Annotated in this window: 4 protein-coding genes, 1 tRNA gene, 1 rRNA gene and 1 pseudogene; 1 reads left to right on the top strand and 6 read right to left on the bottom strand. The window is 71.6% G+C overall.

All coding sequences use genetic code 11. The features are described from left to right. Nucleotides 1-191: 191 nt before the first annotated feature. The 3 genes and pseudogenes from ACZ6X9_RS30870 to ACZ6X9_RS30880 all read right to left on the bottom strand — a co-directional run. Complete coding sequence (locus ACZ6X9_RS30870) at nucleotides 192-2,912, bottom strand: DNA translocase FtsK (RefSeq protein ID WP_469781320.1); 2,721 nt, start codon at nucleotides 2,910-2,912, stop codon at nucleotides 192-194. 128 nt (nucleotides 2,913-3,040) lie between these two features. Continuing rightward, nucleotides 3,041-3,730: a response regulator gene (locus ACZ6X9_RS30875; RefSeq protein ID WP_469781321.1), complete on the bottom strand. Its 690-nt coding sequence runs from the start codon at nucleotides 3,728-3,730 to the stop codon at nucleotides 3,041-3,043. Nucleotides 3,731-3,974: 244 nt separating this feature from the next. Then, nucleotides 3,975-7,436 (bottom strand): annotated as a pseudogene (locus ACZ6X9_RS30880) (HAMP domain-containing protein); the annotation flags it as partial. Nucleotides 7,437-8,281: 845 nt separating this feature from the next. Between ACZ6X9_RS30880 and ACZ6X9_RS30885 the strand changes: the two are divergent. Continuing rightward, complete coding sequence (locus ACZ6X9_RS30885; RefSeq protein WP_469781322.1) at nucleotides 8,282-10,912, top strand: SpoIIE family protein phosphatase; 2,631 nt, start codon at nucleotides 8,282-8,284, stop codon at nucleotides 10,910-10,912. A gap of 64 nt (nucleotides 10,913-10,976) precedes the next feature. Here the strand turns inward: ACZ6X9_RS30885 and ACZ6X9_RS30890 are convergent. The 3 genes from ACZ6X9_RS30890 to rrf form a co-directional block, all read right to left on the bottom strand. Next, nucleotides 10,977-11,052, bottom strand: a tRNA-Thr gene (locus ACZ6X9_RS30890). Between the two features lie 97 nt (nucleotides 11,053-11,149). Beyond that, nucleotides 11,150-11,881, bottom strand: a complete 732-nt coding sequence (locus tag ACZ6X9_RS30895) for a DegT/DnrJ/EryC1/StrS family aminotransferase (RefSeq protein ID WP_469781323.1) — start codon at nucleotides 11,879-11,881, stop codon at nucleotides 11,150-11,152. 119 nt (nucleotides 11,882-12,000) lie between these two features. Next, nucleotides 12,001-12,091, bottom strand: a 5S ribosomal RNA gene (gene rrf / locus ACZ6X9_RS30900); the annotation flags it as partial.

Genomic DNA, 12,091 nt, shown 5'->3' on the forward strand with positions numbered 1-12,091 from the left:
ACGCAAAAGGGTCCGGCAAGCGGGAAGCCGGTCTTTGTAGGCCATCAGAAGACCCGGGCCTCAGACGGCTCTGCCGTACCGGCCGTGGCACATCGTCCCTCCTTCCCGCGGGCGCCGCGCGGGCCCCGGAAAACCGGGGAAACCGGGGAAGGGACGCCGGCCGGGAGCGGCGCGCCCGCCCCGGCCGACCGTCAGCCCGCGGTCTCCCCGCGGATCAGTGCGAGGACTCCGTCCAGCTCGTCCGGCTTGACGAGCACGTCCCGGGCCTTCGACCCCTCGCTCGGGCCCACGATGTTGCGCGACTCCATCAGGTCCATGAGCCTGCCCGCCTTGGCGAATCCCACACGCAGTTTGCGCTGGAGCATCGAGGTGGAGCCGAACTGGGTGGAGACCACCAGTTCGGCGGCCTGGCACAGCAGGTCGAGGTCGTCGCCGATGTCCTCGTCGATCTCCTTCTTTTTGGCGGAGCCGACGGTGACGTCGTCGCGGAAGACCGGCGCCATCTGGTCCTTGCAGTGCTTGACGACGGCGGCGACCTCGGCCTCGCTGACGAAGGCGCCCTGCAGCCGGATCGGCTTGTTGGCGCCCATCGGCAGGAAGAGGCCGTCTCCCTTGCCGATCAGCTTCTCGGCGCCGGGCTGGTCGAGGATGACGCGGCTGTCGGCGAGCGAGGAGGTGGCGAAGGCGAGGCGGGAGGGGACGTTGGCCTTGATGAGGCCGGTGACGACGTCCACGGAGGGCCGCTGGGTGGCGAGCACCAGGTGGATGCCGGCGGCCCGGGCGAGCTGGGTGATCCGGACGATGGAGTCCTCGACGTCGCGCGGCGCCACCATCATCAGGTCGGCGAGCTCGTCCACGATGACCAGCAGGTACGGGTACGGGGACAGCTCCCGCCCGCTGCCCTCCGGCGGGGTGAGCCGGCCCTCCCGCACCGCCGCGTTGAAGTCGTCGATGTGCCGGAAACCGTAGGCGGCGAGGTCGTCGTAGCGCAGGTCCATCTCGCGGACGACCCACTGCAGGGCCTCGGCCGCCCGCTTGGGGTTGGTGATGATGGGCGTGATGAGGTGCGGGATGCCCTCGTAGGCGGTCAGTTCGACGCGCTTGGGGTCGACCAGCACCATCCGGACCTCCTCCGGAGTCGCCCGCACCATCAGCGAGGTGATGAGGCAGTTGATGCAGGACGACTTTCCGGAGCCGGTGGCGCCGGCGACGAGGACATGCGGCATCTTCGTCAGGTTGGCCGTCACATAGCCGCCCTCGACGTCCTTGCCGAGCGCCACGAGCATCGGGTGGTCGTCGCCGGCCGCGTCCGCCAGCCGCAGCACGTCGCCCAGGTTGACCATCTCGCGGTCGGTGTTGGGGATCTCGATGCCGACGGCGGACTTGCCGGGGATCGGGCTGATGATCCGCACGTCCGGACTGGCCACGGCGTAGGCGATGTTCTTGGCGAGGGCCGTGATGCGCTCGACCTTGACCGCCGGACCGAGCTCGACCTCGTACCGGGTGACCGTCGGACCGCGGGTGAAGCCGGTGACGGCAGCGTCCACCTTGAACTCGCCGAACACGGTGGTCAGGGCGGCCACTATGGCGTCGTTGGCGGCGCTGCGCGCCTTGCCGGGCCCACCGCGCTCCAGCAGGTCGAGGGAGGGCAGCGCGTACGTGATGTCCCCGGCGAGCTGGAGCTGCTCGGCGCGCGGCGGGAGGCCGGACGGCGGCTCGGGGGCGGGCTTGGTGAGGTCGGGCACCGCCACGGTGGGCGCGGTGTCGGCCCGGTCCGAGGAAGGTCGGGCGCCGGCCCGGCCGGTGGGCACCGGAAGCGTCTGCTCGGCGTCCTGCCGGATGCCGCTGCTGAGCCCGGCGACCAGCGGAGAGGGCTGGACGCCGTGCAGCACCGCGCCGTCGAGGTCGACCGCGGCGGCGGCCGCGAGGTCCACGGCGTCCGGCCCGGTCCTGCGGGCGGGCGACTTCCGGGCGCGCTTCCGCCCTTCGAGCGCGGCTTCCTCGGCGGCCTCGACGTCCTCCGCCGCCGCGGCGGCCCGGCTCGCGGCGGGGCGCCGGGGGCGCTTGGCCGGCGGCTCGCGCCATTCGGTGTCGTAACCGTCCTCGGCCGCCGTGACCGGGTACTCGTCGGCGTACGGCTCGATCACCCCGAGCCGTATCCCGAGCTGCCGCAGCCGCCGCGGGATGGCGTTCACGGGCGTGGCCGTGACCACCAGCAGACCGAAGACGGTGAGCAGCACCAGGAGCGGTACGGCGAGGACGTCGCCGACGGTGAAGACCAGGGGCTTGGAGGCGGCCCAGCCGATGAGACCGCCGGCGTCCTGCAGGGCCTGGGAGCCCTCGCCGCGGCCGGGCGTCCCGCAGGCCACGTGGACCTGGCCGAGCACGCCGAGGACCAGGGCGGACAGGCCGATGACGATCCGTCCGTTGGCCTCGGGCCGCTCGGGGTGGCGGAACAGCCGGATCGCGACGATGCCCAGGAGTATCGGCACGACCAGGTCCAGCCGTCCGAACGCGCCCGTGACGAGCATCCGCACCAGCTCGCCCACCGGCCCTTCCAGCCCGGACCAGGTGCCCGCGGCGACGACCAGCGCGAGGGCGAGGAGGAGCAGCGCGGCCCCGTCCTTGCGGTGCGCGGGGTCGAGGCTCCGGGCGCCGCGCCCCACACCCCGGAAGAGGGCGCCGACGCCGTGCGCCAGCCCGCGTCCGGCGCGGCCGGCCACGGACGGGCGGGGCGGCGCCGCCTTCTTGGCGGGCGCCTTGCGCGCCGGCCGGGCGGCCGGCCGCTTCTGCACGGGCTTGGCCGGGCTCTTCTTGGCGGTCGGCTTGGCGGCGGCTCCCCCGGCGCGTCCGGTGCGCTGCCTGGTGCCCGCCGTGCTCTGGGAACCCTTGCCGGACGTACGTGAGGCCATGGTGCCGAGGTTACCGTTGCCGGGCGGGCGGGACACGTGGGCCCGGTCGTTCGTCCGTTCGTGTCATGGCCGGACGGCGACACGGCTGACACGCCGTCAGGTGCGCGACGGCGTTCGGCGACCGGCCGTCAGCTCTGCGAGGCCACCGGCGGAACGCTGCTGCCGGTGCCGGGCTCCAGGGCGTCCAGGGCCCGCCGCAGGCCGTTGAGCTTGCGCTCCAGATGGGCGGCGGTGGCGACCGCCGCCGCGTCGGCCGACTCGTCCAGTTGTTTGGACAGCGCCTCGGCCTGCTCCTCGACGGCGGCGAGCCGCGCCGAGAGCTCGGCGAGCAGCCCGGCGGCCTCCGGGGGCTCGCCGACGGCGGGGCGGGCGGCGCCCTGGCCGTTCTCCATCTGGAGGCGCAGCAGCGCGGCCTGCTCCCGGAGCTGGCAGTTCTTCATGTAGAGCTCGACGAAGACGGAGACCTTCGCGCGCAGCACCCAGGGGTCGAACGGCTTGGAGATGTAGTCCACCGCACCGGCCGCGTAGCCGCGGAAGGTGTGGTGCGGGCCGTGGTTGATGGCCGTGAGGAAGATGATCGGGATGTCCCGCGTCCGCTCCCGGCGCTTGATGTGCGCCGCGGTCTCGAACCCGTCCATGCCGGGCATCTGGACGTCCAGCAGGATCACCGCGAAGTCGTCCGTCAGCAGCGCCTTGAGCGCCTCCTCCCCTGACGATGCCCGCACCAGTGTCTGATCGAGCGCCGAGAGGATGGCCTCCAGCGCCAGCAGATTTTCCGGCCGGTCATCGACCAGGAGGATCTTGGCCTTCTGCACCATGGCCCGTCCTCCTCGCCCCGGAAGTGCACCGGGCGCCGCCCCAGGGGACGACTCCCTTGCGCCGCCCGTCCTTGTGCCGGTCATGGTAGCCGCACCCCGCCTGTCACCACACCCTGTCACCGCGATGTCACTGTGCACGTAGCGGAAACGCGGCACGGGACGTGAAAGTTCCCGGAATGCCGCGGTCCCACACGTCGTCGGCCACTCCCGGTCAAGAAAACGGGGAGGAACGATCCGGAGGCCGTCACTCTGCGCTCATGTACTGCTTCATCACCGTCAACAGTTGATCAGTATCGACCGGCTTGGTCACGTAGTCCGACGCCCCGGCCTCGATGCTCTTCTCCCGGTCGCCCTTCATCGCCTTCGCGGTGAGCGCGACGATCGGCAGCTCGGCGAACTGCGGCATCTTGCGGATCGCCGACGTGGTCGCGTACCCGTCCATCTCCGGCATCATGATGTCCATCAGGACGATCACCACGTCGTCGTGCTGCTCCAGCACCTCGATGCCCTCGCGCCCGTTCTCCGCGTAGAGCACCGTCAGCCCGTACTGCTCCAGCACGCTGGTGAGGGCGAAGACGTTGCGGATGTCGTCGTCGACGATCAGCACCTTCTCGCCGTGGAACGACCCGGTGAACCCGGGGGTCTCCGCCGACCGCTCCTCGTCGGCCCACTGCTCGTGCGGCGCGGACGGCACCGGCTGCCGCTGCGCGTCCCCGCCCGCGGCGTCCGTCCCGGACGGCGCCGGCGCCCCGGCGGGCCCGGCCTCGTGACCGGAAGCCCGACCCGCCGCCGCCTGCGCGGCCCGGCGGCGGCGCAGGAACAGCCCGGCCGCGCCGCGCGCCGGCGGCTCACCGCCGCGCGCCTCCGCGGCCGGCCCGCCGCCCGGCGGCAGCGCCCGCTGCTCGGCGCTCTCCCCGCCGGGCAGTTGCGGGAAGCCCTCGGCCGCCGGCTCGGCGGCGTCGAGCGGCAGGTAGAGGGTGAACGTGGATCCCCGGCCCGGCTCGCTCGCCGCGTGGATCTCGCCGCCCAGCAGCCGGGCGATCTCCCGGCTGATCGACAGGCCGAGCCCGGTGCCGCCGTACTTGCGGCTGGTCGTGCCGTCGGCCTGCTTGAACGCCTCGAAGATGACGCGCATCTTGCTGGCGGCGATGCCGATGCCGGTGTCCGTCACCGAGAAGGCGATCAGCTCGCCGTCCGGGTCGCGCAGCGCCCCGGCCTCCAGCAACTGCTCGCGGATCGAGTCCGGCACGTCCCCGCCCGCCGGCCTGATGACCAGTTCGACGGCACCGCTGTCGGTGAACTTGACCGCGTTCGACAGCAGGTTGCGCAACACCTGGAGCAGCCGCTGCTCGTCGGTGTGCAGGGTGGCCGGGAGCTCCGGGGAGACCCGGACCGAGAAGTCCAGCCCCTTCTCCGCCGTCAGCGGCCGGAAGGTGGCCTCCACGTAGTCGACGAGCTGCACCAGGGCGATCCGGGTCGGGCTGACGTCCATCTTGCCCGCCTCGACCTTCGACAGGTCGAGGATGTCGTTGATCAACTGGAGCAGGTCGGAACCCGCCCCGTGGATCGTCTCGGCGAACTCGACCTGCTTCGGCGAGAGGTTGCCGTCCGCGTTGTCCGCCAGCAGCTTGGCCAGGATGAGCAGCGAGTTGAGCGGGGTGCGCAGCTCGTGCGACATGTTGGCGAGGAACTCGGACTTGTAGCGCATGGAGACCGCGAGCTGTTCGGCCCGCTCCTCCAGCACCTGCCGGGCCTCCTCGATCTCCGTGTTCTTGACCTCGATGTCCCGGTTCTGCCGGGCCAGCCGCTCGGACTTCTCCTCCAGCTCGGCGTTGGAGATCTCCAGCGCCTTCTGCCGGTTCTCCAGCTCCGCCGACCGCTCGCGCAACTGCTCGGTGAGCTCCTGCGACTGCTTGAGCAGCATCTCCGTCTTGGTGTTGACGCTGATGGTGTTGACGCTGGTGCCGATCATCTCGGCGATCTGGCTCAGGAAGTCCTTCTGGATCTGCGCGAACCGCTGGAACGAGGCCAGCTCGATGACGCCGAGCACCTGCCCCTCGAACAGCACCGGCAGCACGATCACATGGGCCGGCGGCGCCTCCCCCAGCCCGGACGCGATCTTCAGATAGCCGGAGGGCACGTTCTCCACCAGGATCGTGCGCTTCTCCTTGGCCGCGGTGCCGATCAACGACTCGCCGGGCCGGAAGGAGGTGGGCATCGAGCCCATCGAGTAGCCGTACGAGCCGAGCATCCGCAGCTCGTACGCGTCCTCGCCGCTCTCCCCCTCGGCGGCCGGCATCGCGAGGAAGAAGGCGCCGTGCTGGGCGTCCACGACGGGCGTCAGCTCGCTCATGATGAGCTGGGCGACGTCCTCCAGGTCCCGGCGGCCCTGCATCAGGCCGGAGATGCGGGCCAGGTTGCCCTTGAGCCAGTCCTGTTCCTTGTTGGCCAGGGTGGTCTCGCGCAGGTTGGCGATCATCGTGTTGATGTTGTCCTGGAGCTCCAGGATCTCGCCGGCCGCGTCCACGTTGATCCGCATGTTGAGGTCGCCGCGGGTCACCGCCGTGGCCACCTTGGCGATCGCGCGGACCTGCCGGGTCAGGTTGCCGGCCATCTCGTTGACGGACTCGGTGAGGTCACGCCAGGTGCCGTCCACGTCGCGGACCCGCGCCTGCCCGCCGAGCTGCCCCTCCGTACCCACTTCCCGGGCCACCCGGGTGACCTGGTCGGCGAACGAGGAGAGCTGGTCGACCATCGTATTGATGGTCGTCTTGAGCTGGAGGATCTCACCCCGCGCGTCGATGTCGATCTTCTTGGTGAGATCGCCCTGGGCGATGGCGGTGGTGACCATCGCGATGTTGCGGACCTGGCCCGTCAGGTTGGAGGCCATCGAGTTCACCGACTCGGTGAGGTCCTTCCAGGTGCCGCTGACGCCCGGCACCCGCGCCTGGCCGCCGAGGCGGCCCTCCGTGCCGACCTCCCGCGCCACTCGCGTCACCTCGTCGGCGAACGACGACAGCGTGGTCACCATGGTGTTGACGGTGTCGGCGAGCTGCGCCACCTCGCCACGCGCCTCCACGGTGATCTTCTTGGTGAGGTCGCCGTTGGCGACCGCGCCGGCCACCTGCGAGATGTTGCGCACCTGACTGGTCAGGTTGTTGGCCATCAGGTTGACGTTGTCGGTGAGGTCCTTCCAGATGCCGGTCACGTCCCGGACCCGCGCCTGACCGCCGAGCTGGCCCTCGGTGCCCACCTCCCGGGCCACCCGGGTGACCTCCGAGGCGAAGGACGACAACTGGTCCACCATCGTGTTGACGGTGTTCTTCAGCTCCAGCATCTCCCCGGCCACGTGCACCGTGACCTTCCGGGAGAGATCACCCTTCGCGACCGCCGTCGTCACCAGCGCGATGTCACGCACCTGAGCGGTCAGTCGCGACGCCATGGTGTTGACGGAGTCCGTGAGGTCCTTCCACGAACCCGACATTCCGCGCACCCGCGCCTGCCCGCCGAGCTTGCCCTCGGTGCCGACCTCACTGGCCACCCGCGTCACCTCGTCGGTGAACGCGGAAAGCTGGTCCACCAGCCCGTTGACCGTCCGCCCGACCTTGAGGAACTCACCGCGCAGCGGGTGCGCCGAGCCGTCGGCACCGTGCGACCGCAGGTCCATGCGCTGGTCCAGGTCGCCCTCGGCCACCGCCGACAGCACTCGCCCGACCTCGGACACCGGCCGCACCAGGTCGTCGACCAGCGCGTTGGAGGCGTCGATCGCCGCGGCCCACGCCCCCTCGCAGGAGCCGACCTCCAGCCGCTCGGTGAGCTTGCCCTCCCGCCCGACAACCCGGCGCACCCGCGCCAGCTCGCCCGTGAGCTGCAGGTTCCGGTCCGCGACCTCGTTGAAGACGGCCGCGATCTCGGACATCACCCCGTCGCCGGAGATCGTCAGACGGCGGCGGAAGTTCCCGTCCCGCATCGCCTCCAACGCCCCCAGCAGGCGGTGCAGCGCCGCGCTGTCCACCTCCGTCGTCCCCTGGGGCCGGGACCGTCCGCCCTTCGCGCGCGTGCTCGTGCCCCGCGTCGCTCCGCCAGACTCCACCGTGTCCCTCCCGCAGGGTCGCTGATCCTCGTAGGGGTTTTCGCTTCCAGCTTTCCCAGTGTTTCACTGAGGCGCACCGGGGCGGCTGCCCGTCAGAGCGTAACCAGGTGACGGGACAGCTCGTTAAAAATGAACAGGAAAACCTGACCCTGGCCGCACCGGAGCTTCGACGGAACCCGCACATCCCGGCGGCACTTTCCCCTTCCTCCACGCCCCCTACCCAGAAGCCGTCACCGCAGACCACACCGCCCCCGACCGCTTCCCCGCCCCCTCGCTCCCCCGCATTCCGGGGGGAAAGCGCGTACGGTTCCGGCTCCCGCATTCCCTTCGGGATTCCGCCGTCGCGTTCCCCGCGGTTCCCCCATCGTTCCCCATCCCCGCTGCCGACGGTTTAGCCTGGCGGACGAATCGTCGTCATGGGAATCGGGCACAGGACTCGGGGGAGCGATGAGAGGCCAATGGGGAGTGCTGTGATCACCGCGCGGGCAGCCGCCACCTTCGAGCCGGTCGGACGTTCGGTAGCCGCTGCCCGGGCCTTCGTCCGGGACACGCTCCAGGGGTGGGGATTCCCCGACATCATCGACGACGCGGTGGTGCTCACCAGCGAGCTGGTCACCAACGCCGTCGTCCACGCCGGCACGTCCGCCGACGTCCTCTGTGTGCGCACGGACGCGGGCGTCCGCATCGAGGTCAGCGACCGTTACCCCGAACGTGAAGTTCCGCTCCAGACCCCCACCCGCCAGTTCGGCGGAGTGGACCGCGAGGGCGGCCGGGGGCTGATGCTCTGCACCGCGCTCGCCGCCTGCTGGGGCGTCGAGTACGGCGCCACCCACAAGAAGGTCTGGTTCCGCCTCGATCTCGACGACCGGCCGGCCGGCACCCGCTCGGCGGGCCCCGCCCTCCCCGTCGAGGCCCTGCCGGTCGCCGACCCGCGGGTCCGCGTTGCGGTCGTCCAGATCGACGGCACCGGCGGCATCAGCGCCTGGAACGACGACGCCGCCCACCTCTTCGGCTACACCGCCGACCAGGTGACCGGCAAACCCCTCGCCGACCTCGCCGCCTGGCCGCACACCCCCGGCACCTCCACCGGCATCGCGGAGGCCCTCCGCCTCTCCCGCTGGGAGGGCTCGTACGGGATAAGGGGCGCCGACGGCCGCGTCATCCCCGTCTACGCCTCCCACCTGCGCGTCCGCGACAACGAGGGCGCGCCGTCGACGGTCTGCCTGCTGGTCCGCGACGAGGAGCGGGCCGTGCTGGCCAGCCCGCCGCGCTCCTCCGGCGACGCCGGCTCGACGGACCGCGGCACCGCCGCCGACCCCTTCGAGGTCTTCATCGGCTCCCCCGCCCCCGACGACCTCGACGGCCTGCTCCAGCGCACGGTCGAACGCGCCCGCGACATGCTCGACGGCGACGCCGCCTACCTGCTCCTCGCCACCGACGACGAGACCGAACTGGAGGTCCGGGCCTCCACCGGCCTGCCCTCCGCCCGGCAGCGCTTCGCCCGCGTCCCGGTCGAGGCCGGCACCGGCCGCTACGGCTCCGCCCGGCTGCCCTCCGTCCACGACGACCTCAACGCGGTCCCCGGAGCCGTCCCCCTGCTCACCGACACCGGACTGCGCTCGGTCGTCACCGTCCCGCTCAAGGTCGAGGGCCGCCTCACCGGCTCCCTCGGCGTCGCCGCCGAGGCCCCCCACCGGTACGGCAACGAGGAGGCGCTGCGCCTCCAATTCGCCGCCGACCGCATCGCCCTCGCCGTCGAGTCCGCCCGCCTGGGCGAGCTGGAACGCCTGCGCCGCGGCTCGCTGTCCTTCCTCGTCGAGGCGTCCGACCTGCTGGCCGGCACCCTGGACCGGGACCAGACGCTGGCCCTGATGGCCCAGATGACCGTGCCGACCCTCGCCACCTGGTGCGCCGTCTACACCATCGCCGACCAGTCCTCCGAACCGGAGCTCTCCTACGTCCTGCACGAGGACGAGGACCTGATCGACGGCCTCAAGGCGCTGCTGGCCAAGGTCGCTCCGCCGGACCCCGTCCCCACGCCGGGCGCCCGCATCTGGACGGCCCCGGCCCGGGCCGCGCACTCGGAGGCCCTGCGCAGCTCCCTGCGGAGCGTGAGCCTCACCGACGTCCCCGAGTCCTCACCCGCCCCCGGCGTCTCGCTCACCACGGCCGCGGCCGTCGGCGGCGAGACGGTCGTCCTGCCCCTCGTGGCCCGCAACCGCGTGATCGGCATGCTCACCCTCGGCAAGCCGACCGACGACCACTTCCGCCAGGAGATCGTGGAACTCGCCGAGGACCTGTCCCGCCGGGCCGCCCTGGCCCTCGACAACGCCCGCCTCTACAGCGAGCGCACGGCCATCAGCCAGAGCCTCCAGCGCAGCCTGCTCCCGCCCGGCCTGCCGGACGTGCCCGGCGTCGAGGTCGACGTAATCTACCGCGCGGCGGGCGAGGGCAACGAGGTCGGCGGCGACTTCTACGACCTCTTCCCGATCCGCGACGGCGCGTACGGCTTCGCCATCGGCGACGTCTGCGGCACCGGCCCGGAGGCCGCGGCCGTCACCGGCCTGGCCCGCCACGCCCTGCGCCTGCTGGCCCGGGAGGGCTTCGGGGGCCCGGCGGTCCTGGAGCGGCTCAACGCGGCCATCCTGGACGAGGGCGCCCGCAGCCGGTTCCTCACCCTGCTCTACGGCGAGCTGTGGCCACAGGAAGACGGCAGCGCCCTCCTCAAGGTCGTCTGCGCCGGCCATCCGCTGCCGCTGCGGCTGCGCCCGGACGGCACGGTGGAGGCGGCGGCCGACCCGCAGCCGCTGCTGGGCGTCATGGAGGACCTGGAGCTGTACGAGCAGTCGGTCACCCTGGACCCGGGCGACGTCCTGCTGTGTGTCACGGACGGTGTCACCGAGCGCCGTGAGGGCTCCCGCATGCTGGGCGACGACGGCCTCGCCGACGTCCTCGCGACCTGCACGGGCCTCAACGCCGGCGCGGTCTCGGCGCGCATTCTCCGCGCGGTGGAGCGCTTCGCGGCCGAGCCGCCGTCGGACGACATGGCGATCCTGGCCATGCGGGTGCCGGAGCGTTCGGCGGGCTGAGCCCTCGGGCGTACGGAAACGGGGTACGAAAAAGGCCCCCGCCGTGAGGCGGGGGCCTTTTTCATGGAGCCCCAAAACGGAATCGAACCGTTGACCTTCTCCTTACCATGGAGACGCTCTGCCGACTGAGCTATTGGGGCCGGCAACGAGATAAAGCATACCGGATGTTCGGACGTGCTTTTGCCCATCCACCTGTCGGCCCCCGGGTCCACGCCGATCTCCGGCCCGCGGCCGCGGTCAGGCGGCGGCACCGTACGGCAGCAGCCCGCCCAACGCGTTGCAGGCGGACACCACTTGACGGAGTTCGCGGCGCGTCATGCCGGCGTCGACGGGCAGGGCCAGGCACTGCTCCGCGGCCCGCTCGGTTTCGGGGAGGCGCACGTCCCGCGCGTAAGCGTCCGGCGCGTACGCCGGCGTCCGGTGCACGGGTGTGGTGACGGGCACGGAACACCGCACACCGCGCGCCCGCAGGGCCCGCGCGAAGGCATCGCGGTCGGGGCGCCCGTTGCCCGGGACGCGGACGACGTAGGAGTGGTAACGGTGCTCGACGCCGGGCGCGGTACGGGGCGTCAGGACGCCGGTCAGCCTGCCGTTCAGGTAGGCGGCGTTCGTCCGGCGCCGCTGGAGGGCCTCCGCGGATTCCGCCGGCCGCCGTTCGAGGTGCGGGATGACGGGCAACGGGCGCGTCCCGGCAAGAGCCTGAAGGGCCGTCAGGTCGGCGGGGTGGCCGAAGAGGTCTGTGGGGACGATGGCAGCGGTGCGTCCCGTGATCGCCTCGGCGACGGAGGGCGGCGCGAGGCAGTAGGTGGCGGCATCGATGTCCGCGAACACCGGTGTCGCGCCGACGGCCCGCACGGCTTCGACGGCTTCGATGGCCTCGGTGCCGCCATACGAGGCCACGATGACCTCGTCGCCCGAGCCCACGCCGGCCGCTGCCAGAAGGTCTGCTGTCCTTGTCCCTGTGCCCATACCCCCACAGGGTGGTCGCGCGACGTTAACCGGACATGACGTTCCGTACTGTTCCGGGAAAACAAAAAAGCTCTGGCGCTTGAACCAGAGTTCAAACACCAGAGCTTTTCTGAATTTTAGTTCGGCGGCGTCCTACTCTCCCACACGGTCCCCCATGCAGTACCATCGGCGCTGAAAGGCTTAGCTTCCGGGTTCGGAATGTAACCGGGC

Source organism: Streptomyces sp. NPDC052910 (genome assembly GCF_055585605.1).